At 60.0% G+C, this 22,115-nt stretch carries 23 protein-coding genes and 1 tRNA gene; 12 read left to right on the top strand and 12 right to left on the bottom strand.

Annotated elements, in window-relative coordinates:
* Nucleotides 1-15: 15 nt before the first annotated feature.
* Genes BUB69_RS20280 through BUB69_RS20245 form a run of 8 tightly spaced genes read right to left on the bottom strand, consistent with a single transcriptional unit; the run spans nt 16 to nt 9,876 of the window.
* Complete coding sequence (locus BUB69_RS20280) at nt 16-660, bottom strand: LysE family transporter (RefSeq protein ID WP_073169852.1); 645 nt, start codon at nt 658-660, stop codon at nt 16-18.
* 34 nt (nt 661-694) lie between these two features.
* Nucleotides 695-2,476 carry an FAD/NAD(P)-binding protein gene (locus BUB69_RS20275; protein ID WP_175561804.1) on the bottom strand — a complete coding sequence of 594 codons (1,782 nt, stop codon included), beginning with the start codon at nt 2,474-2,476 and terminating at the stop codon, nt 695-697.
* A 5-nt stretch (nt 2,477-2,481) separates the two neighbouring features.
* The gene (sbnB, locus tag BUB69_RS20270) at nt 2,482-4,491 is read right to left on the bottom strand and encodes a 2,3-diaminopropionate biosynthesis protein SbnB (RefSeq protein ID WP_073169850.1); all 2,010 of its coding nucleotides are present in this window, start codon (nt 4,489-4,491) and stop codon (nt 2,482-2,484) included.
* Nucleotides 4,492-4,496: 5 nt separating this feature from the next.
* Nucleotides 4,497-5,819 (bottom strand): SidA/IucD/PvdA family monooxygenase, encoded by a 1,323-nt coding sequence (locus BUB69_RS20265; RefSeq protein WP_073169848.1) that lies wholly within the window; start codon nt 5,817-5,819, stop codon nt 4,497-4,499.
* Nucleotides 5,820-5,872: 53 nt separating this feature from the next.
* On the bottom strand, nt 5,873-6,838 hold the full coding sequence (locus tag BUB69_RS20260) for an ABC transporter substrate-binding protein (protein ID WP_073169846.1): 966 nt from the start codon (nt 6,836-6,838) through the stop codon (nt 5,873-5,875).
* The gene (locus BUB69_RS20255) at nt 6,835-7,977 is read right to left on the bottom strand and encodes an NAD(P)/FAD-dependent oxidoreductase (RefSeq protein WP_073169844.1); all 1,143 of its coding nucleotides are present in this window, start codon (nt 7,975-7,977) and stop codon (nt 6,835-6,837) included. Before BUB69_RS20255 ends, BUB69_RS20260 begins: the two co-directional genes overlap by 4 nt.
* Nucleotides 7,978-7,991: 14 nt before the next feature.
* The gene (locus BUB69_RS20250) at nt 7,992-9,491 is read right to left on the bottom strand and encodes a methionine--tRNA ligase (protein ID WP_073169842.1); all 1,500 of its coding nucleotides are present in this window, start codon (nt 9,489-9,491) and stop codon (nt 7,992-7,994) included.
* Nucleotides 9,484-9,876 carry a cupin domain-containing protein gene (locus BUB69_RS20245; protein WP_073169840.1) on the bottom strand — a complete coding sequence of 131 codons (393 nt, stop codon included), beginning with the start codon at nt 9,874-9,876 and terminating at the stop codon, nt 9,484-9,486. Before BUB69_RS20245 ends, BUB69_RS20250 begins: the two co-directional genes overlap by 8 nt.
* 283 nt (nt 9,877-10,159) lie before the next feature.
* Here BUB69_RS20245 and BUB69_RS20240 point away from each other — a divergent pair, with 283 nt between their 5' ends.
* The gene (locus BUB69_RS20240; RefSeq protein WP_073170071.1) at nt 10,160-10,432 is read left to right on the top strand and encodes a DUF2790 domain-containing protein; all 273 of its coding nucleotides are present in this window, start codon (nt 10,160-10,162) and stop codon (nt 10,430-10,432) included.
* A 270-nt stretch (nt 10,433-10,702) separates the two neighbouring features.
* Here BUB69_RS20240 and BUB69_RS20235 read toward each other — a convergent pair whose 3' ends face one another.
* Nucleotides 10,703-11,668: a site-specific integrase gene (locus BUB69_RS20235; RefSeq protein ID WP_073169838.1), complete on the bottom strand. Its 966-nt coding sequence runs from the start codon at nt 11,666-11,668 to the stop codon at nt 10,703-10,705.
* A gap of 188 nt (nt 11,669-11,856) precedes the next feature.
* Here BUB69_RS20235 and BUB69_RS20230 point away from each other — a divergent pair, with 188 nt between their 5' ends.
* Together BUB69_RS20230 and BUB69_RS20225 are read left to right on the top strand one after the other, a co-directional pair.
* Nucleotides 11,857-12,333: an antitoxin Xre-like helix-turn-helix domain-containing protein gene (locus BUB69_RS20230; RefSeq protein ID WP_073169836.1), complete on the top strand. Its 477-nt coding sequence runs from the start codon at nt 11,857-11,859 to the stop codon at nt 12,331-12,333.
* Entirely contained in the window at nt 12,333-12,803 is a 471-nt protein-coding gene (locus BUB69_RS20225) for an RES family NAD+ phosphorylase (RefSeq protein WP_073169835.1), read from the top strand. The genes BUB69_RS20230 and BUB69_RS20225 overlap by 1 nt, the downstream gene beginning before the upstream one ends.
* Here the strand turns inward: BUB69_RS20225 and acuI are convergent.
* Nucleotides 12,764-13,759: an acrylyl-CoA reductase (NADPH) gene (gene acuI / locus BUB69_RS20220; RefSeq protein WP_073169833.1), complete on the bottom strand. Its 996-nt coding sequence runs from the start codon at nt 13,757-13,759 to the stop codon at nt 12,764-12,766. The two genes, BUB69_RS20225 and acuI, sit on opposite strands and share 40 nt — an antisense overlap.
* A 46-nt stretch (nt 13,760-13,805) precedes the next feature.
* A complete protein-coding gene (acuR, locus tag BUB69_RS20215; protein ID WP_073170069.1) occupies nt 13,806-14,450 on the bottom strand; it encodes an acrylate utilization transcriptional regulator AcuR in 645 nt (214 codons plus the stop codon).
* 142 nt (nt 14,451-14,592) lie between these two features.
* Here acuR and BUB69_RS20210 point away from each other — a divergent pair, with 142 nt between their 5' ends.
* The 8 genes from BUB69_RS20210 to BUB69_RS20180 all read left to right on the top strand — a co-directional run bounded on the left by BUB69_RS20210 (nt 14,593) and on the right by BUB69_RS20180 (nt 21,314).
* On the top strand, nt 14,593-15,669 hold the full coding sequence (locus tag BUB69_RS20210) for an NAD(P)H-dependent flavin oxidoreductase (protein WP_073169831.1): 1,077 nt from the start codon (nt 14,593-14,595) through the stop codon (nt 15,667-15,669).
* Between the two features lie 98 nt (nt 15,670-15,767).
* Nucleotides 15,768-16,535, top strand: coding sequence for a molybdate ABC transporter substrate-binding protein (gene modA, locus BUB69_RS20205; protein ID WP_073169829.1), 768 nt, complete (start codon nt 15,768-15,770; stop codon nt 16,533-16,535).
* Entirely contained in the window at nt 16,536-17,216 is a 681-nt protein-coding gene (gene modB, locus BUB69_RS20200) for a molybdate ABC transporter permease subunit (RefSeq protein WP_024686890.1), read from the top strand.
* Between the two features lie 3 nt (nt 17,217-17,219).
* Entirely contained in the window at nt 17,220-18,308 is a 1,089-nt protein-coding gene (modC, locus tag BUB69_RS20195) for a molybdenum ABC transporter ATP-binding protein (RefSeq protein WP_073169827.1), read from the top strand.
* 88 nt (nt 18,309-18,396) lie between these two features.
* Nucleotides 18,397-19,452 carry a DNA topoisomerase IB gene (locus BUB69_RS20190; RefSeq protein WP_073169826.1) on the top strand — a complete coding sequence of 352 codons (1,056 nt, stop codon included), beginning with the start codon at nt 18,397-18,399 and terminating at the stop codon, nt 19,450-19,452.
* A 247-nt stretch (nt 19,453-19,699) separates the two neighbouring features.
* Nucleotides 19,700-19,785 (top strand) — tRNA-Leu (locus BUB69_RS20185).
* A gap of 182 nt (nt 19,786-19,967) precedes the next feature.
* A complete protein-coding gene (locus BUB69_RS28935; RefSeq protein WP_163031997.1) occupies nt 19,968-20,120 on the top strand; it encodes a hypothetical protein in 153 nt (50 codons plus the stop codon).
* A gap of 882 nt (nt 20,121-21,002) precedes the next feature.
* Nucleotides 21,003-21,314, top strand: coding sequence for a hypothetical protein (locus BUB69_RS20180; RefSeq protein ID WP_141121881.1), 312 nt, complete (start codon nt 21,003-21,005; stop codon nt 21,312-21,314).
* A gap of 116 nt (nt 21,315-21,430) precedes the next feature.
* Here the strand turns inward: BUB69_RS20180 and BUB69_RS29340 are convergent, their stop codons facing one another.
* Nucleotides 21,431-21,565, bottom strand: coding sequence for a hypothetical protein (locus BUB69_RS29340; RefSeq protein WP_268744497.1), 135 nt, complete (start codon nt 21,563-21,565; stop codon nt 21,431-21,433).
* Nucleotides 21,566-21,923: 358 nt separating this feature from the next.
* Here BUB69_RS29340 and BUB69_RS20175 point away from each other — a divergent pair.
* Nucleotides 21,924-22,115, top strand: a 192-nt coding sequence (locus BUB69_RS20175) for a transposase (RefSeq protein ID WP_483878437.1), incomplete at its 3' end; no start/stop codon positions are given.

Below are 22,115 nucleotides of genomic sequence, written 5' to 3'. Positions count from 1 at the left end.
TGGTGCTCCTTGAAATCAGTTAATCAAACCGGCTGGCAACAGACCGATCAGCAAGCGAATGCCAAAGGCGATCATGAAAAGGCCGGTCACGATGTCGATGACTTTTTTCATCCGCTGATAACGGGCCTGTACTGCAGGAATCGAGAACAGCGTCGCCAGCAGCACGAACCAGGAGATCGCCAGGATGGCAATGATCGACACCCCGGCCGTGCGGACCCACATCGGCATGCCGGGCGTTGTCACGGTGGTGAACACGCTGGTGTAGAACGCCAGCGCCTTGGGATTGGTGAGGTTGGTGAACAGGCCGAAGCGATAGGCGCGCGAGAGGCTGCCGATGCCCAATGCGCCGATGTCACGGGGTTTGGGCTGGCTGCCTGCGTTACGCAGGCTTTTGGTGCCCAGCCAGGTGAGGTAAGCCCCGCCCAGCAGTTGCAGGGCCGGTTGCAACCAAGGCAGTTGCTGGAAAATCAACCCCAACCCGGTAGCCGCCAGCAGCGCCCAAAGGATGCTGCCCGAGGCGACGCCGAGTCCGGCGCAGATGCCTTGCTGGCGCGACTGACTGAACGACAGTTGGGTGATGACCAGAAAATTCGGGCCAGGGCTGATGATCAGGACAATAAAAGCACCGGCCAGCGCCGTCAGCAAAGTGATCTCGTACATGTAACCAATTCCTTTTAGAGGGTTGAAAAAGAGGTCATTGAAGGGCAGCCGAAATGGCTGCCGAAAGCGCACCGAGGCATGCCTCGGCCACCTGTCGCGCCTCGATCAGTGCGCGACAGGCAGGGTCTGGCGTGGGGACGTAGTGGTTGTAGAAGGTGCAGCCTTCAACGGCCGGCCCCAGCGCCCATAACCGTGAGTGAGCACTGCCGTCGGTGCGCAACACGCGGCCGGACGGGTCGGTGTCGATACCATCAGCCGGGAACGCATGAGCCGGGCGAATCAGGCCCTGGCGCAGCAAGTCGTTCAGCAGAGGGTCGCGACTGACGGACAGACCGCTGTGCGCAACACGCCCCCGAATCAGCGTGTCGAACGGCACGGGTGAGCAGGACGCCTCGTCCATCGGCGGCAAAATGGTCACGACACCGGCCTGAATCAGCGCCAGCAGGTCTTCGTAGCGCTCTTTCTGCGGCCCGCCGACCAGGCGATTGGAAAGCCCGGCCCACTCACCATAGAACGAGGCGGTCGAGCCTTCGGTCAGCCCGTTGCGATCAGCCACCGCCCGCAACAGGTCCCGATAATCACGCCACACCTCCAGCGCCTGACGAACCGGACTGTGTATCGTGCCCAGCCGGCTCATCGCCAGATCACGCTCGACCCACTGCACAAACCACTGCGCGTAGGCATCGTTATCGCCACACCAGCGGCCAGTGGTCAGCCACTGCCGAGGCTGGAACTCACCCCACTGCTCGGCCAGCGCCTTGAACAGCATTTCTCGCGACGCATGATCGCGGGCATCACCTAATGCCTGCTGTACCGCCAGTAGTTTTCGAGGCGCGTCGAGCCGGACTCTGGCTTGCCAGAACACCGCCCGCATTTCGTCCTCGATCAATGGCAGCACATCACGCTCGAAATCCAGCCGGCCGTTCGCGCTTTGCTGACGAAGGCCGACAAGCGCGTCAGCGGTAAAGAACACTCTCGGCAGCGCAGCATGAACAGACGGATGCCACTGAGGCCGGGCGTGAAACGGCAAGCCCGAACGCGAATACAGCGCTATCTTCGGCTCCCGCCCGGAAGGCAGGTAACGCCAGCCTGCCAAACCCGGAACACGTACATAGCGCCCACCGCGCCCCTGAGTCAGCCCGGCCAGCGCGTCCATCGCCGTCAGGCCCAGCCCTTCGATCAATACGGACTCGCCGACAGACTGTGCATCATCACCCGTCGCAGCGTGGCCGCAGGTCAGCAGTACCGCCTCGACGTCAAGCTCCCGATACACCGTCTGCACACGAAAACCGCCATCAGCCGCCCGCTCACGACAACCCGTCACCGCCTCGGCGTGATGACGCACCTGGACGTGCGCTGGACATTGCTGCAACAGATACCGATAACTGTCCTGCAAATAGCGCCCCAGCAGTTTGCGCGGCACGAAGTCACCGAACCCGACCGGCCTGCCCTGCCCGTCTGCGCTGATATGTCCTCGCTCATCAAGACGAATGGCCTTTACCTGGCACCACTGCAGAAACGTCCAGCCGACGGGCTCACAGGCAGGAAAAGCCGACGAGAACGCCGACAACTGGCCCGCCATGGTGTTGAGCATCAGGTAATCCGGCTGCTCGGCAAGGTGCAGCCCGCTGCCAGGCGTTCGAGGATCGAACACCTCGATGCGCAGAGGGTTCGCACCGTCCTTGCGACTCATGCCGATCAGTTGTTCCAGAACGCTCAGGCCACGCGAGCCTATCCCGATGATCGCAACGGCACGCACCTGGGGTTCGAGCTGCCGGGCAGGCAGATCAACCCGGTCAAGAGAAAGTGTCTGCATGCCCATCACCATCGGTTCGATTCGAAGAAGAAACGCGGCACCGGCAACGCACTGCCCTCGGCCACGGCTTGCGCGTAAATCCTTTGCCCCACAGCCAGGTCGAGCACACCCAGGCCAAACGGCGAGAAGATCGACGCCCGATCCGGGCTCAGTTCCACCTGCCCGGTCATCAGTTGCGCCAGCGTGCCGGTGATGAACGAACGATCCTGATACTGCTGCACCGCCAGGTCCGGTGAGGTCTGCGCCTTCAGGCAATGCTCGACGTCGTCCAGGATGTTATTGGCACAGGCAATGACCTCAGGCCCAAGGTCCCGCAACGAGATGTTCAACACCAACTGCCCCGGCTTAAACACGGGGTCCAGTACATAGGGACTGGGCGCCGTGGTGGCGAACACCACCACATCGGCCTGCAGGCTGCTGCTCAGATCAGCCAGTTCGCTGGTCAACTGGTGCTGATGGGTTGCGTGACGGACCAGCGCCAGCGCCGAATCGGCGTGCTGGTCAAAAACACTCACGGTGTCCAGCGTCCAGCCATCGCTGACAAACATGTCCAGAATGCTGCGCGCAATGAACCCCGCGCCAACGAACGCCATCCGTCCGACATGCCTGTTCTGCTGGTTCATCCAGCGCGCGCCCAAGACGGCCGAGGCTGCCGTGCGCAGGGCACTGATCCGTGACGCCTCCAGGCAGGCGAAGGCATAGCCGGTCTGCGGATCGTTGAGAATCAACACCGCCGAGGCCCGTTGCAGGCCCGATTCGGTATTGCCGGGAAAGCTGGAGATCCATTTGATGCCGCTGACTGGCTGCTCTCCACACAGGCTGGCGGGCAACGCAATGATGCGATTGGCCGGTGCCTGGGGAAAACGCAGGAAGTAGCTGTCGGGGTTGAGGGTCTGGCCTGCTTCGTGAGCCAGATAGGCGTTTTCCACATCACGGATGCAGGCCTGAGGGTCGGCTGCCAGCAGGCGCGCAACCACCTCGCCGTCGACCACATGAAAGGGCGCCTGACGCAAGCGCTCGGCCGCCAGGTACGTGGTCCAGTGCGCCATGATCGGCAAGTCTGCCAGGGTCATGCCCAGCACTTCACTGCCGAAATGCCGCTCGACCCATTGGTCGTCGTAGAGCGTATCCAGGTAGCGCTCGCCCCAGTCAGGCGACAAGGCGACCACCACCGCTCCCGGCTCGATACGTTCACGCCAGGCATGCACCGCCGCCACGACCGTGGCCGTCGAACCGCCGACCAGCAGGCCTTTGGTACGCGCGAGAATTCGACACATGGCAACCGTACGTGATTCAGGCACCATCTCCAGCGCATGAATGCCGTCAGCGTTGAAAATCGGCGGGCACTGACTGGTGCCCAGACCCGGAATGTAACGACGGCTGGCCGGTGTGTTGAAAGTCACCGAGCCGACGCTGTCCACGGCAATGATTTTCGTGGTCGGGTGATGACGCTTGAAATGCTGGAGACAGCCCATCAGCGTGCCCGTGGTGCCTGCGCCGACGAACAGGTAATCGACCGGTCCTACGTGCTGGCTGATCGAGCGCGCCGTCGTGCGTGCATGGGCACGCGGGTTGGCGGCATTCTCGTACTGGTTGAGCCACACGTAACGCGGGTCGCTGCTGACTTTTTCGCGGATCAGCGCGATGCGCGTGCCCAGAAAGCCGCCATTGGCGTCCGGCGTCTCGACGCGGATCACCTCGGCGCCGTAGGTACGCATCATGCGGATGTTGTGGTTTGAACTGTTGGGGTCGACCACGCAGGTGAAACGAATCCCGCGCTCGGCGCAGAGCATGGCCAGCGCAACGCCCAGATTGCCCGAGGAGGATTCGATCAGAATCGTGTCCGGGCCTATCAGCCCGCGTGCTTGCAGGTCATCCACCAAACCGACCGCAGTCTTGAGCTTGATTGACCCTGCCGGGTTGAGTGATTCCATTTTCAGAATGAAGTCAGGGCCCAGGCCGGAAACCTTCAGAAAGGTCTGATCGTGAACGATGTCGCAGAGAGAGTCGTACATGAGGGTCACTTCCACCGTGCCATGAGCGGCGCTTCGGCCGAATGCCCGGCGGCCTGCACCAGGGCATGCCCGATACGTTCGGCGCGCAGGGCCATGAGCGAGAACGACTGACTGTCGCTGATGCCATGGCTGCGTTCGGAAAGGCCGTTGACCCAGATGTTCACCTCGCAGTCTTCGTCCATGGCCACGTGGTAATCCCGGTCGATCAGCAAGCCACCATCCAGGTCCGCCTTGAGCCAGGGTTGCAAGCCGCTCAGCAACGGCGGAATCAGGTACTGCTCGTAACCGGTGCCCAGCACCACCGCGTCGACTTCCAGCGCCTGAATGCGCTGGCTGAAGGTGTCGGTGATTTCAATCCGATAGCCGTTTTCGCCCTGCTCGATTGAAGAGACGACACTGTAGCCATAGGTCTGCAGGCGTTTGCGACCGGCGATGGCGTCTTCGTAAATCAGCGAAAACAGCTTCTGGCTTTCATCCGGGTCAATGCCTGCATAATTGGTCGAACGGCTCCAGTCGAGAAACCGGTGCCGCGCCGCGTGGCCGAGGCTGTGGAAGTAATCCACGTGGTCAGGCGCGAATACCCGATTGGGGAACTGGCCCAGTTGCGTCAGCTTGAAGCCCGCCGAACGATGCACCGAATGCACTTCGATTGCCGCGTCCCGCGCCACCAGCTCAATCACCGATTCACTGGCGCTCTGCCCCGAGCCCAGCACCAGCCAGCGCGTGGGCAATCGATCGCCGAAGGCTTGCAGGCGGGTCAGGAACTGCGAGGTGTGAAACAGCGTCGGCCCGATCAGCGACTGAAACATCGCCGGCACACGCGGCGCACTGCCACTCGACAGCACCACGTTACGCGTGGTGAAGCAGTCGTCAGGCGTGCGGACTTTCAGTTCAGACAGACGACCGTTCCTGACAACGGGAGCGATTTCGGTTACTTGAGCGTTGAAGTGAGTGTGGCTGTCGACCTGCTGCGAAACCCAGGCCACGTAATCCGACCATTCATGACGGCTGGCAGGTCGGCCCAGCAGGCCAAAATCGAACATCCGGCCTTTGCTCTTCAAGTACATGGCGAACGAAAAGCGGCTGCGCGGGTTGCGCGGCGTCACCAGGTCGCGAAACACATGGTGATTGATATCCGTCCCGGCCAGCAGCAGTTCGCGATGCCACTGAGTGTCCGCCGCGGCTTCAAGAAAACGAACGGAAAGGCTCGCCAGCGGGCTTTCGTCTTCCCGCGCGTCCTCGAACGCGCAGGCCAGTGCGATGCCCGCCGGGCCGAAGCCGATGCACACGGCGTCCGATTGATAAGGGTGTGCTGTTGAGTGACCCATGAAATTCCCATCCTTAGAGTTGGCGTAAAGGCGTTAAACAGCAGTTGCAGGTATCAGCGAGAGATCGGGATCAACCCTTCGGCACCGAGCCGCCAGATACTGTTGAATGCATGGCGGTACTCACCCTGAGCGAAGCTGACCGTGCCCAGCGGCGTGCTGAACGCGGAGTTGTTCAGCACGTCCAGTAGCTGCTCCTTGCGCCACGCGCTGTCGGCCAGCACCGCCAGCACGTAGAACATCAGCAGGCTTTCCCGGTAATAGGTCTGCGGCGGCGCACCGAACAGCGACCGATGCAGTGCCTCGGCAAGCGGGTTATCCGGCTCGCCAAAGCCGATCACGTACGTGTCACGGTCCTGCTCCGGCGCGTAGCCCAGATGCGGTGACGCGGCGTCATCGGTCAGCACCAAGGGCCGTGTGCTGCCGGTCTGGCGTCGTGCCTGCCAATGCTCGCGACTGGCCCGCAGGCGTCCGGCGAAGACCTCAACGTCTGCCTGCTCCGGGTCGCTCACTGCTCGCAACCCGGCATCCGCCAGTGCATTGCCAATGGCCACGACCAGCGCCTGGCCATGTGCGCTGCCGTCTGCCTGAAGATGGACCGCGCGCCATTGACGACTCGATAGCCAGTGCGTCAGGTCACTGGCCAGTTGTCGATCCGAGGGGCAGAGACGAAACACGTTGGGGTGCTCCTGCGTCAGCCGGTCAATCGTCGCCGCAGGCGTCAACAGCGCAATACCTGCTCGCTGATAAAGCGGCGCTGCGCCGATGGCGGCATCGGACGAAAAATGGCCTATGACCAGATCGGCCTGCCAGTCGATCATCTGCTGCGCCACCTCGGCGCCCCGGCGGGCGTTGGCGCCATCGTCGAGAAAGCGCCACTGCACGCGGTCCAGCCCTGGAATGGAGTGACGCGCCACCGCCATGGCCCTGAGAAAAGTCCGCGCGTGGGGCGTGTCATCCGGGTCAAACAGCGCACTGACGCCAACCCGCAACGTCACGAGGTCCTGCACCACAGCCGTCATGACTGAACCCCTTGCTGACGGGGGCTTCGTAATACGCGACCTGGCGCCAGCGCCGACCAGCCCGGGCATGGCGACAATGAACCTGACAAGCGATGACGCAACTGGTCGAACGCAATGTGTGCGATGCCCGGCGCGAACTTGAAGCCCAGCCCCGACATGCCGGCAGCCACATAAATCGGGCTGTGCTCGTCGCAAAACCCCACTACCGGCCGGCCATCCGCGCTGTAGCTGTCAAAACCCGGCAAGACGTCCAGCACGCGAACCTGCGCCGCCCACGAATCGGAAAGCTGCGCAACACGCTTGCAGGCATCTTCGGTATGGCGTGCGTCAGGCAACGCGAGATGCTCCGGCCAGACACCGCTGTCGCGCAGCCCGCAGCCGGTCTGCACGATGTTGCGGGTCAGCGGGATGCCGTAGCTTTGGGTGACGGCGTCGATCACCGGCATGCTCCAGTCGCTGTCGGTCATGACCCGTGCCAGCGGAATCGAGCGCGCTTCAAGGCCGAGTTGCGGAACGAGCTGCTGGCACCACGCGCCGGTGGCGATCACCACCGCACGGCAGCGCAAGGTCGCATCGCCCAGCTCAATGTGCACGAGGTCCGGCGACCGAGCCTCGATGGCCTTGATCTCGCGATGCTCCAGCAGCAGACCGTGTTGCCGCACCACGCCACACAGCGCTGCAACCGCCTGACGTACGTTGCCGACACAGGCACGCGTCTCGAACAGATTGACGCGGTTCTCGTCTGGACTACGCGGATAGCCGCCGCCGTCCAGCTCACGGTGACTCAGCAGACGCATCGGGTACTGTTCACTGCCGTATAGCTCGATGGCGCGACACAGGTTGTCCAGTTGATCGGTTGCGGCCCGGTAGATCACCCCGGTGCGCCGTAACGCCTGGCTGTAAGTCGTCGCGAATACGCCCTCTTCCATCAAGCCGATGGAGTAGGCCGCCAGCTCCATCAGCAGCGGATCGCTGTCGTACAGGCGAACCAGCCCGCCCGAGTAGCCACTGGCCCCCAGGCTGCCCGCAGCGCCCTTGTCGATCAGCGCGACCGACGTCCCTGCGCTGCACAGTCTGGCCGCGATACTGGCGCCGATGATGCCGGCACCAATGACCGCTATTTCATAATCGATGAACATCGTGGTGAGTCCGTTCAGATGGAGTATTCGGCAGCCGATCCCGACAAAACCGTGGCATTGACCCTGGCTTCCGGCAGATCGAAGGCCTGAACGATGCGTGCCGACGTCTCGGGGATCAGCGCCTTGCCGATCACGGCAATGAATGCTGCGAGATGGCTCACCGGTCGGCCTTCCGCCAGCCGCGTGCGAGTGATCGCGATTACATCCAGCAGCACCTGAGCCATGCCTTTCATGGAGAACTGATTCGGCTCGCACGCCTTGCTCCATTGCAGGCGGAGCGCTTCCAGAAGACCTGCGTCCGCGCCACACACACCACTCCACCAACTGCTGTCACGCTGCCCACCGGCTTTGAGCAATGCCGGGAAGAACTCCCCGAATACGCCTGCGCGCCAGTGCAGAAAGTGCTGCAGCCGGAAATCGCCTTCGCTTTCCTCGGGCGCGATGCTCGCCAGATACAACCGGGCACTGTCGGCGCAGGCCTCGCGTGCCAGATCCGCGACCCAGATCGCGTGATTGCGGCTGGTCGACAGATTGAGGCCGTCCAGCTTGAGAAACTGGTTGGGCACGAAGCGTTGCTGGACCCGAATATCGTCCATCACCGACAATTGCGCCGGGTAGACGACGGCGTGACTGAACACACAGTCGAAGCCGAGAAAATGCACCAGCGTGCCCTGCCCCGACTGCCAATACTGACGAAACAGCTCAGGACGACCGATGCGGTCGGCGTACTCGCGAAACGCAGCCATGTAGCCAGGCAACCCCATGAACCAGGTGTGCACCCGGCACGAGCCGTCGGGCTGAAGATCCAGGCCTCCATCGTGCGGACGCGTGACGCCCCAGTCGTGAATGTGCTCCAGGGTCTCGCGCAGCCAGGTATTGAGCGGGCTGCGCCACTGGCGATCCAGCAAACGATCACGCAATGCCGGTTTACAGACGGCCAGTTTCAGAAACGCGCGGTGGGCGGTTTTCCATTGCGAAGGTTGTTTACAGAGTTTGCAGTGCAGTTCGGTCATCAATTGCGCGTCAGGTGCCTGTGCGCAGCTCTCGCACTGACTGGCGTCAGACTCGGCCCCGCAATAATTGCAGTTGCCTCGCGCAAATGCCTCGTAACCCCAGACATCGCAGTCTGGGCAATAGGGTTCGCTTGAATCGCGAAACTCGATGAGCCCTGCATCGCGCACCTTGTTGAACACCTCGGCCACCGCCTCGGTGAACCAGCGGTTGTCGTAGGGTCGCATCCAGTTATCGGGCTGGATGTTGATCGCGGCCAGCGACGCTTCGATGCGGTCCGAATTGCGGTTGGCGAGCTCCACAGGATCGACGCCGGTTTCCAGCCCCTTGCGCAACATGTACGACTGATAGTCGTCCGAATAGGACAGCAACACACAATCATGCCCGCGCTGACGCTGCACCCGAGTGAAGACATCCGCAGCCAGGAACGGACCGGCAATGTGACCAATGTGCAGATCGCCATTGGGCGTGGGCGGCGTGATGGTCACGATGAACTTAGTCATTGAGGCACCCCGTGGTTTCACAGTGCTGCTCGACGAAGGCGTTCACGTAGTTCATGTCCCACCACACCACGTAAAAATGAAAGTCCTCATCCGAATCATTGATGACGTAATGATTGGTGTGTTTCGGAATGGCCGCGATATCGCCCACCTCAAAGGGCATTTCCTTATCGCCCACTACCAGTCGGGCGCGGCCCTTGATGGCGATGAAGATCTCCTGATCGATCTGGGTATGCGCCTCGCTGCTGGTGCCCGGGCGTACCACGCACCAGCCCCCCGCGAACGGCATCGGATAGCCTTGCCAGGGCAACAGGCGGCTGCCGTCGAGCCCATACTCATGTACCAGGGCATCGAAGTTGGTTTTACGGTGTATATCGAACTTTTCCATGCTCAGACCCGTGTGCTGTGAATGGGGCAAAGCATGAAATTTGCGGAAACAATTGGCTATCCGATCCCTTGATACGTGGTCAGGGTCGGATCGATTTTCTGAATGCCTGAACGCGCGCTTTCCGGGCAGCGAGATACTGCAAACGCGCTACGCATTTATCCATTTCAATGATTAAGCGTATTGATAGCCATCATTTCGGCTCTCTCAGGTCAGTTGCTTACAATGGCAGCATCTGCAACGCCAAGTTGCTGGCGCTGCCATGAAAGAACGTCAGGAGAACTTCATGAACTATGTACTGTTTGCCGCATTATCTGTATTCAGCCTTGTTGCCTCTGCCGGGGACGCTCGTAACAGTGCTGCACACGATCAGCGCACACCTGCTGCAGTTGAGTACAACTACTCACAGACACTTGATATTGCCAAGGTGATCAGCCTGTCGAGCGCGACCTCCGACGAATGCGAGCCGGTCCAGGCCCACATGATCTACCTCGATAGCCAGGGCGTGCGCCACAATCTCGAGTACCTGCGCCTCAGCGAAAGCTGCGCGCGTAGTTGATCAACACCGCCCGCCCGGAGCGGACAAAGGGCACTATAACGCGTCTGGATTGCCCATCTTCGCGGCACGCTGTAAGTGATGATAGTCACTATCGACACGGCTGATAATTGTATTCAAGTAACCGGTGTTATTGTCACACCCGATGAGTGAACATGTTTCCCGGCACGGCGAATCCGCATCGCGGTGCCGAAGAATACCTGCTCTTCTTCATTACTCCTTTGGTTAGATCTTTAAGCCACCTCGCACCCCAGTGAGGTGGCTTTTTTTTGCCTAGAGATCGAAGCGATCCACCACATTGCGTCGCTCGTTCTCACTGCGCATGTCATAGCTGGCGGTGGTTGCGATGTGCGTGTGGTGGGCGAGTTTCTGGGCGATCGACAGATCGTATTCTTCGATAACTCGCGTAATGAACGAACGCCGAAAGTCATGGGGCATGATGTTGACCCCCACCTGTCGCCCGCGCTGCTTGGCAATGAAATAAATTGCATGCTTGGTGATCCGCTCTCGGGTGATGTTGCTGCCACGGCGAATGCGGTTGAACAGAAACGCGTCATCGTCCTGCCCCGGCGGCAGGCAGGAGCGGCGCAGTTCCAGCCAGTCATTCAACGCACTGAAGGCCCATTCGGGCGCGTATTTGACCAGCTGTTTATTGCCCTTGCCCATCACCCGCAGGCTGCGTTCGGAAAAGTCGACCTGAGCCAGGTCCAGGTTGACCGACTCCGACTTGCGCATCCCCGAGCCGTAAAGAATCGCGATGATCGCTGCATCCCTTCGTCCTTGCGGCCTGGGATCGGCGGCGCAGGCGTCCATCAGTTCACGGATCAAGGTGCGACGGATATTGCGTCCCTTGGCCAGGCGGGAGCCATTGACCGGTTTGATCGAACGGATTTTAAGCAGTTGATCGTGACTGATCAGATCATGCCGCCAGGCCTCGTTCATGACACCACGAATGGCGTTGACGTACAGCGACGTGGTGTTGGGTGCGTAGTCATCCTCACGCAGGGCCGACACCAGCGCAGTGACGTGGCCCGGTTGCAGTGTGTGCCAGGGAATGTCGATGATGTCGACATCGACCATTCCCAGCCGGTCGGCAGCATCCTGCAGGACGTACTTCATGGTCAGGCGACTGGACGGCGCGAGCCGGGCGAGATAAAGCTGCAGCGGATTGCTGACGTCCGGAAGCGATGGAGATGGCCTGACGCTGGCGGCCGGGTCGGTGAAGGGATTGTGCGACATGTCGAGCAGGGCCTTTCGAGGGCAGGTGTCCGCAGTTCTGCACGGCACCGTCCAGTCATTTCAAAGCATTGACTCTAGCACGCTGACCGGGAGCAAACCTCGGTAACATCTTCGGGGTTGAACGAGCGGTCGTGTCCGATAGCCTGTCCGGCCCGGTTTCTACCGTCGCACATCGAGCCCTCGTTTTAATGTCCACCCGTAAGCACGTCCCCTCTGACAAACATCCACCTCACAGCGCTCATGGCACAGCCGGAGCCGATTTCTGGTTGCTTGCCCATCAGCTCACCCAGCACAGCGAGGCCGAGCGACTGGCCAATATCCAGGCAGGCCTGGCAGCCAAATGGGTGCGAGCCATCAAAGACGCCTTCAAACTCGGCGGCGATGATCTGCAAGCTCTGCTCAATATGTCCACGTCCACGCTGGAAAGGCGCCAGCACCAGCAACGGCCTCTCGATCCTGTTGCCTCGGAGCGAGTGGATCGGCTTGCGATGGTAGCCATCCACGCGCTGCAACTGCTCGAAACACCCGAGCAGGCCAGCGTGTGGATGTGCACCGTCAACCCTGCGCTGGGTCAGCAGATGCCATTTCAAATGTGCGAAACGGACATCGGGGCGCGACAGACTCATCGGGTACTGGCCGCACTCAGCTATGGGGCCCCGGCCTGATGGATGCCTGGCGAATTTCCCGAGCAGCCGTCGCCCTGGATCGCTCAGGCCAATACGCCGCGCAATTCGGCGCGCGCTGGAATCACCCGCAACACCCCGCCCTTTATTTCGGTCTCACGCCTGCTATCTGTGCGCTGGAAGCGCTGATGCAAGGCCCGCAAATCCCCAGCGACATGAAACTGGTTCACGTCCGGCTGCCAGACGTACCGCAGCTTTACCACCGGCCTGCGGACGAACAACTGCCCGTCGGCTGGAATGCACGGCCAGCAGACACCCCCAGCAAGGATTTCGGCACGCGCTGGCTCAGCGATAACCTGCACCTGGGCCTGATCGTGCCTTCATCCTTCCTGCCACAATCGGCAATCATCATGCTTAACCCTCGACACACGGCGGCAGACCGGATCGAGATCGTCGATATCAGCCCTTTTCCTTATCGGGAGGTATCCACCACGACGCGGCCTCGCACCTGACCGGCGATCAACTGTGGCGCAATGTCGATGACTTCGCTCAGCCGGATTTCCCGACTGATCAGTGGCAGTAACGACACGTCGAGGTCGTTCGCCAGCCTCGACCAGGCTTCAAGGCGATCGGCGCGAGGCCGGGTAACGCTGTCGATGCCCGCCAGCGTCACACCACGCAGAATGAAAGGCGCGACGGATCCCGGAAAGTCCATGCCCTGTGCAAGGCCACACGCAGCAACGACGCCACGGTACTTGATGGCGGCGCAGACATTGGCCAGCGTGTGGCTGCCCACCGAATCCACGGCAGCGGCCCATTGCTCCTTCGCCAATGGGCGACCGGGCCCGGAAAGCGTTGCCCTGTCGATGATGCGCACGGCGCCCAGCTGTTTCAGGTAGTCGCTTTCTGCGACACGCCCTGTTGAGGCGACGACCTGATAACCAAGCCCGGCCAGAATCGCGATGGTGAAGCTGCCTACCCCACCGTTGGCACCTGTGACGAGTATTTCGCCGTCATCGGGTTTGACCCCGTGCTTTTCCAGCGCGATGACGCTGAGCATCGCCGTGTAGCCGGCCGTGCCAATGGCCATCGCCTGACCGGCGGTAAAAGCATCAGGGAGTGGAATCAGCCATTCGCTTTTCAGACGGGCCCGTTGCGCAAGCCCGCCCCAGTGCCCTTCACCCACACCCCAGCCGTTGAGCAGTACCTTTTCACCCACCTTGAATTCCGAAGACTGGCTGGCTTCAACAGTGCCTGCCAGATCGATGCCCGGCACCATGGGGAAGCTTCGGACAATCGGGCTTTGGCCGGTCAGCGCCAGGGCGTCCTTATAGTTGAGCGTGCTGTGGGAGACGCGCACCGTGACGTCACCTGCTGGCAGGTCTGCCTCGTCGACCGCCGTCAGTTTGACCCGATAACCCGACTCGTCCTTATCAATCACAATGGCGTTGAATGTGCTTACAGGCATGGGCGCCTCCAATTTAGACCGATCGTCTTTAAATAGACCGAAGAAATCATTGCGGCAGTCCGCGAAGAAAACCGGCAATGAACGTGTTCAGCGGGGTATCGCTTTTCACCAGCCGCGCGCGCAGTACAGCCCCTTCCCAACCGATCCAGAAAAACGCCGCCAGCTCGGCGCAGTCGGCGTCCCTGGCCAATTCGCCAGCCTGCTGCGCAGCCTTCAGGCAAAGCGTGAGTCTGGCCTGCCAGTCAAGCAGCGTCTGCTCCAGTACATCCCGGAACGCATCCGGCAGCAGGCAGATCTCCTGGCCCAGATTGCCGACCATGCAGCCGCGTCGATAATCGTGACGCGCCATGCCCGCCTTGGCGCTCTGCACAAAACCCACCAGCCGCTCCAGCGGTGAGAGGCTTTCATCGAGAAACCAGCGATCCAGACGCTGCGCGAAATAGTGGCAATACTGGTCCAGCACTGCCCGACCGTACGCTTCCTTGCTGGGGAAATAGTGGTAGAACGAGCCCTTGGGGACGCCGATTTCCTTGAGGATGTAATCGATCCCGGTCGCGGAGAAGCCCTGTTCAGTCAGCACCTCAAGACCACGACGCAGCAGCGTTTCCCGGGTTTCCAGGTTGTCACGGTCCACTTTCGGTGGACGCCCGGGACGGCGTGTTTGCGGATGCTGGTCAGATAAAGTCGTCATGCGCTGAATATTAGACCGATCGTCTTTTATGTCAACAGACGCCCCGGACAGGCCACTTGAAGTGGCAGGCCAGGCGGTTGCCAAACCCCGCATGCCGCGTTCAAATGATTGCTTCCCTTTGCCACGCATCAGGAGACCCCGCATGAGCCTTTGGCCAGATACGCGCATTCTGGAACTTTTCAATATCGAGCGCCCGATTCTCCACGCCCCCATGGCGGGCGCGACCGGGTCGGCCATGGCGATCGCCGTTGCCAATGCGGGAGGTCTGGCGTCGCTGCCCTGCGCGATGCTCACCCTGGATCAGATCCGCGATGAAGTAGCAGTCTTTCGTGAAAACAGCCATGCACCGTTGAACCTGAACTTCTTCTGCCATCAGCCTCCGCCGTTCGATGCCGAGCAGGCAGAGCGTTGGAAACAGGCGCTCAAGCCATATTACGAAGAACTGGGTGCCGACTACGAAGCGCCAACGCCGGTGTCCAACCGCGCACCGTTCGACAGCGACAGTTGTGCGCTGGTCGAGCACCTGAAGCCTGAGGTGGTCAGCTTTCATTTCGGACTTCCCGAGCAGGCCTTGCTGAACCGGGTTCGCGCCACCGGTGCAAAGATCATTGCCTCGGCGACAACGGTGCAGGAAGCCCTCTGGCTCGAACAGCGTGGCTGTGATGCGATTATCGCCATGGGCTATGAGGCGGGCGGACATCGAGGCCTGTTTCTCAGCGATCAACTGGATACCCAGGTGGGCACCTTCGCATTATTGCCGCAGATTGCCGATGCAGTGAGTGTCCCGGTCATTGCCGCTGGCGGCATTGCCGACGGGCGCGGTGTTGCAGCAGCGTTCGTGCTGGGGGCGTCCGCTGCGCAAGTGGGCACGGCTTATCTGTTCTGCCCGGAAGCCAGGGTGAGTGCGCCTCACCGCGAGGCGCTCGGCACTGCCACGGACAGCGAAACCGCCGTAACCAACCTGTTCACGGGCCGTCCCGCACGGGGCATCATGAATCGGATCATGCGGGAAATCGGCCCCATGAGCCTTCTGGCTCCGGCGTTTCCGCTGGCTGGCGGCGCGTTGATGCCGCTGCGGGCCAAGGCCGAGCCCCAAGGCAGCGGCGATTTCATGAACCTCTGGGCGGGCCAGGCAGTCGGTATCAAGCACTCGCTCGGCGCAGCCCAATTGACCCGAAAACTGGCTGACGATGCATTGAGCATTTTGAACCGCGCCTGAAACATTGCTTTCGCAACGGGGAGGGATCGCTATATATTTAGATATATAGCGAAACGCCTCCAGCTCGTTGGCGCGCCTTGTCTTCCCGGAGTTGCTGCATGTACGCGTCCCCGCTTCGAACCCTTTTGAAATTCACCACCCTTGCGTTCACCCTGACCTGCACGGCATCAGCCTTGGCCGACGAAGTGCAGGTCGCTGTAGCGGCCAACTTCACCGCGCCCATTCAGGCCATTGCCAAGGACTTCGAGCGTGACACCGGCCATAAGCTGGTTGCAGCCTTTGGTGCCACGGGCCAGTTCTACACCCAGATCAAGAATGGCGCGCCGTTCGAAGTGTTTCTGTCGGCCGATGACACCACACCCGCCAAACTTGAACACGAAGGCGATACCGTCAAGGGCTCCCGCTTTACCTATGCCATCGGAACACTCGCGCTGTGGTCGGCCAAAGAAGGCTATGTCGATGACCAAGGCAGCGTGCTCAAGGGCAATCAATACCAGCACCTGTCCATCGCCAATCCCAAGACCGCGCCTTATGGCCTGGCGGCCACGCAGGTACTGGGCAAGCTGGGACTTGTCGACGCGACCAAGGCGAAAATCGTCGAAGGCCAGAGCATCACCCAGGCCTACCAGTTTGTCTCCACTGGCAATGCAGAACTGGGCTTCGTTGCCCTGTCGCAAATCTACAAGGACGGCAAGCTCACCAGCGGCTCGGCCTGGATCGTTCCAGCAGAGCTGCATGACCCGATCAAACAGGACGCGGTGATTCTCAGCAAAGGCAAGGACAACCCTGCCGCCAAGGCGCTGGTCCAGTACCTGAAAGGTCCGCAAGCGGCCGCCATCATCAAGTCGTTCGGATATCAACTCTAAATGCCGCTTGGAAGTGCCGATATTGCAGCGATCTGGCTGACGCTCAAGCTCGCCTCGCTGACCACCGTTATTCTGCTGGTAATCGGCACGCCCATCGCGCTATGGCTTTCGCGTACCCAATCATGGCTCAAGGGCCCCGTAGGAGCCGTGGTCGCCCTGCCCCTGGTGCTGCCGCCAACCGTTATCGGTTTCTATCTGTTGCTGTTGCTCGGCCCCAACGGCGCTGTAGGCCAGTTGACCCAGAGCCTGGGGCTGGGGACGCTGACGTTCAGCTTCACCGGTTTGGTCATCGGCTCGGTGCTGTACTCAATGCCCTTCGTGGTGCAACCGCTGCAAAACGCGTTTTCGGCCATTGGCCCGCGTCCGCTGGAGGTCGCTGCAACCCTCAGAGCCGGCCCATGGGACACCTTCTTCAACGTCATCCTGCCACTGGCCAGACCGGGCTTCATCACCGGTGCGATTCTAGGCTTTGCCCACACGGTCGGCGAATTCGGTGTGGTACTGATGATCGGCGGCAACATCCCCGAGAAAACCCGCGTGGTGTCGGTGCAGATTTTCGACCACGTCGAGTCCATGGAGTATCTGCAAGCCCATTGGCTGGCCGGGGCGATGCTGGTGTTTTCATTTCTCGTGCTGCTGGCGCTTTATTCCAGCGGCAAATCCAGAACGGGATGGAGTTGATCGATGGATTCGTCTATCGAAGTGCGCGTGCAGGTGGACTACCCCGATTTTCATATGGGGATAAACCTGGTCCTGCCAGGTTCTGGCGTAACAGCGCTTTACGGACCGTCCGGCTCTGGCAAGACCACTTGCCTGCGCTGCATTGCCGGTCTGGAAAAAGCCTCCCAAGGCCTGGTTCGAATCAATGATGAAGTCTGGCAGGACAGCGACAAGGGCATCTTTGTGGCGCCACACAAGCGCGCCATCGGCTACGTCTTTCAGGAAGCCAGTCTGTTCGCGCACCTGTCGGTCAGGGACAACCTGGAGTTCGGATTCAAACGTATTCCCCGTCATCAGCGCAGCATTGGGCTGGCGCAGGCGACCGAATTACTGGGCATCGATCATTTGCTTGAGCGTCGTCCAGACAAGCTTTCCGGCGGCGAGCGTCAACGGGTCGGCATCGCACGCGCGCTGCTGACCAGCCCGCGCCTGATGCTGCTCGACGAACCGCTGTCCGCGTTGGACAGCCGCCGCAAGAGCGAAATTCTGCCCTATCTGGAACGTTTGCACAGAGAGCTGGATATCCCGATGCTGTACGTCAGCCATGCGCAGGACGAAGTGGCGCGGCTGGCCGATCATCTGGTGGTACTGGAAGCCGGCGATGTACTGGCCAGTGGGCCCATCCGGGAAACGCTGGCGCGCCTTGATCTGCCGCTGGCAATGGGCGACGACGCAGGCGTAGTGATCGAGGCAACGGTGAGTACTTACGACCCGCATTATCAATTGCTGACCGTCACCCTGCCTGACAGCGCCCTCTCCATGCGGGTGACGCATGCCGAACTGCAGCCAGGCACCCTGCTGCGCATCAAAGTCCAGGCTCGAGACGTCAGTCTGAACCTGCAGCCCGACGACCAGAGCAGCATTTTGAACCGGCTGCCGGTTGTAGTGATCGAGGAGATGGTTGCCGACAATTCGGCTCATGTTCTGGTGCGCCTGGACGCAGGCGGCACCGCGCTGCTGGCCCGAATCACCCGTTTTTCCAGTGATCATCTCAAATTGCATCGTGGCCAGTCGTTGTGGGCACAGATCAAGGCGGTGGCCGTTCTCGCGTAATCGCAATTGCGGCTGGGGCGCATGCAAATAAACGGCACCACCACAAAAGGCCGCGGTCAGTGTTGTTAACTGCCTCTGGAATTTCGCCATGCCTGACTCGACGGTTATCAGCCCCCTTGCCAGCGACCTGCATTACGTAGACGACACCCAGCCAGGGTTCACACGCAAGGTCCTGCGGGGCAAGTTCGCTTATTTCGACATCCAGGGTGAACGCATCAAGGACGAGTCGGAAATCAAGCGCATCAACGCGCTGGCCGTACCGCCCGCCTACACCGACGTCTGGATCTGCGCCGCCCCTAATGGGCACCTGCAGGCCACCGGACGTGACGCGCGCGGTCGCAAGCAGTATCGCTACCATCCGCGCTGGCGCGAGATACGCGACCAGGATAAATACTCACGCATGATTGACTTCGGGCACGCGCTGCCCAAGGTGCGCAAGCAGATAGAAGCGCAACTCGCTCAGCCTGGCATGGGCCGTGAAAAAGTCATGGCAACAGTGGTGTCTCTGCTCGATGCAACACTGATCCGCATTGGTAACAGCCGGTATGCCAAGGAAAATCGCTCTTACGGCCTGACCACCCTGCGTAACAAGCACGTCGAAGTCAAAGGCGGACAGATTCTGTTCGAGTTTCGCGGCAAGAGCGGTGTCGAGCACAGTGTTACAGTAAAGGACCGACGCCTGGCCAACGTCATCAAACGCTGCATGGAGCTGCCTGGTCAGAACCTGTTTCAGTATCTGGACGATGAAGGCGTACGCCATAAGGTGACATCTTCGGACATCAACGCCTATCTGCACAGCCTCACCGGCTCGGACTTCACCGCCAAGGACTACCGGACCTGGGCCGCCAGCGCACTGGCACTGGCCACTTTGCAGAAACTGCACTGGGAACCCGAGGCAGATGCCAAAAGGCATATCGTCGAGATGGTCAAGGCGGTGTCCAGACAGCTCGGCAATACACCAGCCATCTGCCGCAAGTGCTATATCCACCCTGCCGTGCTGGAAGGCTTTCTGCTGGGCAATCTGGCCGCTTTGCCACGCTCCAGACAGCGCAAGGGCCTGCGGCTTGAAGAAGTTGCTTTGGCCAGCTACCTGCGCACCCTGGCAGACCGCGTCGAGGCCGCTGCGGTCAAAAGCAAGCCTTGACCGGCGTCTGTGAGCGCTGGTCCACATCAGGACCAGCGCTCACTATGCCGTTGATTCTCTCCTGTGACTGTCGGAAAACTTCAACCCGATGACGCAACCACCAGCCCTGGGCCGCATCGTGCGTGTAGCTTCATGATTTTTCGATAGATTTTCCGAGCCATGCAGGTTACATCTTGTTCCATGTGGAGCACGCGCGAGCTTGCTTCATGGCAGCTGGATGTATATATTCCTCCGTCTTGGCGCTACCGCCCCGATGGCGAAATTGGTAGACGCAAGGGACTTAAAATCCCTCGTCCTTTGGACGTGCCGGTTCGACCCCGGCTCGGGGCACCACTTATAGAACAAGGGCTTACGAGCAAATCTGCTCAGTAAGCCCTTTTTTTTTGGTCCGCAAAAACGACATTGGTTCGCAATTCTTAATTTACTCCCTCTGCGGCGTCCTGCCGACGAACACCACTCCCCAAATCTGAAAGACTCAATTACTGTATTTCTATACAGAAATTGAGAATCACACCATGGACATCGAAGTCACCGACGACTGGCCTTGCAACCCGACCGAAGAACAAATGATCCGGCAGCATGTCAACCTTGTAAGCGAAGAGAACCGATTGCTGCCTGATGAGGCGGCCCGTAGCGGCGATCTGCTGAACGTAGATTCCACTGGCTAGCCTTGGCAACATAGCCAGACCGAAAATCAACCGAGGGCGACAGAATGTTCAAGTTCATGTCCACGCTATTCGGCGACAAGCCATCTGAGGTAGCTCCAACAGAGCAGTCGGAACAGCCAAGTATCGTTTCAACGGCTCCGGCACCGCATCCAGTGGTGCCTTCTGAATGCATCGCACCACCGATACACCGCGGTAACTCGCCAAAAACAACCACCGCACGGGATCGAAGCGAAGTACATGTGGAAATTAGCAGCCCGCTTAGTCCGCCGATCCAAGTCGGCCATGCCGTTTACAGCTCAAGCGACGACACACTGTCACGTTCGCACTACGGCGGATTCAGCAGTGGCGACAGTTACGACAGTTACGACAGTTACGACAGTAGCTCGAGTTGCTCATCCAGCGATAGCGGCTCGACCGGATCAGGCGACAGCGACTAAACAACCAGCGCCAGCGTCAGCCTGACGAAAACTGCCCCAAGCCCTGATTTCCCATCGCCTGGCCGCTTCGGAGATTGATCGCCGCGTGCCCTAGCGGGCTGCAGCGCCAGGATCGCAAAGCCCCCGGAAAAGTCCTGAGCCGGATCTGCCGGCCAATACCAGAAACGCGGCGGGATCGACATCAGCGCTAGATGTTTACCGATTGTGCAGGGTCAGTGTGGCATCGGCAACCGGGTAAGTTCGGTGTCATTCACACCAGGATGGGAACCGTGTCGGCCAGAGGGGATGGCCAACAGATACAGACTCCCCACGGTCGCAGGATACAGAGCGGCCCCTTGATGACTGTTGGACGGTCAGCAGAAATCAATTAGGATCCTGTCGCGTCTGGCAGCCCGCAGCAGCCCTGCATTGCGTGCCCTCTCTCTACACCTGTTTCTCAAGGACGATGGCAATGATCAGCTTTGTACTGTCAGTTATTTTCAATACATTGGGGCTGGTCCTGGCTTCGCGAATCATGGACGTTGGCCTGCGCATTTTTCCGGCTTTTCTGATCATCGGCCTGTCTCAGTCAGTGGATGCTTTACTGCCGGGCAGCGATAAAAACTTTGACATTCTCGGGCTGATTATCAGTGTGATTATTTACTTCGCGGGTTTGAAATTCTTCACCGGCGAAAGCCTCTGGACGCTGTTCAAGCTCGGGATTGTTTCAATTCTACTCGTGGTTGTAATCGCGCTGGCGCTTGCACGCTTGTTCTAGAAAGGGGCGTGGCGGGCTTTTACTTTTGCCCATGCCCCGGCGTTGTCTGCGGTGTGGCGTCAATGCTCGCACTCGTACCAATGGTCATCGCTGGCCGGATGTGAATCGTCCCAGTGCTACGTCATCGCCTTGAAGTGGCACATGGGCACCGGGCCAACGTCGAGGTTGCGCATCAGGTCGTCGTAATCACGCATGACCTGAAAATAGCGAGCTTCATCCTCGGGGCTAATAGGCTGCTTGATCAAGAACATAGCGGCTTGTTTCCTAGATTCATGATCATATCGATTGAGAGGACGTTTTGAACAGCCCTACAGCATTGTAAAATCGTGTGATCTCTACTCGCATCGGTAACTATTGATCATCGTCAAGATCTGCGCATGCATCGCCTGAATGCTGACCGGCTGTAGCAGGTGAAAGGTTTCATGGATGTCCTTCTGTTGCTGGAAAATCCTGCTAAAAACCTAATTCCATTTATCCTTTTTAAAGAGGGTTGGTCAGTGGTTTTCGTTCATCGTAACAGCCCATTCACGGCTAAAACGAATCTAGGGAATCTCCGAACAAGTCCCAAGATGTGATGAAATACGCCTGACCACCTGATCCGAGCCGCCCATGAGCCAGATGAGCTTTTCCGATTTCGAATATGCCGGCAAGCGTAAGCAGACACGCCGCGAACGCTTCCTCGCCGAGATGGATCAGGTCGTGCCCTGGACAGGTCTACTGGGCCTGATCGAGCCGTTCTACCCCAAGGCCGGCGGTGGTAGAAAACCTTATCCTCTGGAAACCATGCTGCGCATTCATCTG

Origin of the sequence: Pseudomonas asturiensis (assembly GCF_900143095.1) — a bacterium.
GTDB lineage: Bacteria > Pseudomonadota > Gammaproteobacteria > Pseudomonadales > Pseudomonadaceae > Aquipseudomonas > Aquipseudomonas asturiensis.
Note: the sequence above shows the minus strand (reverse complement) of the source record. Positions and strands in the feature narration are given on the sequence as shown.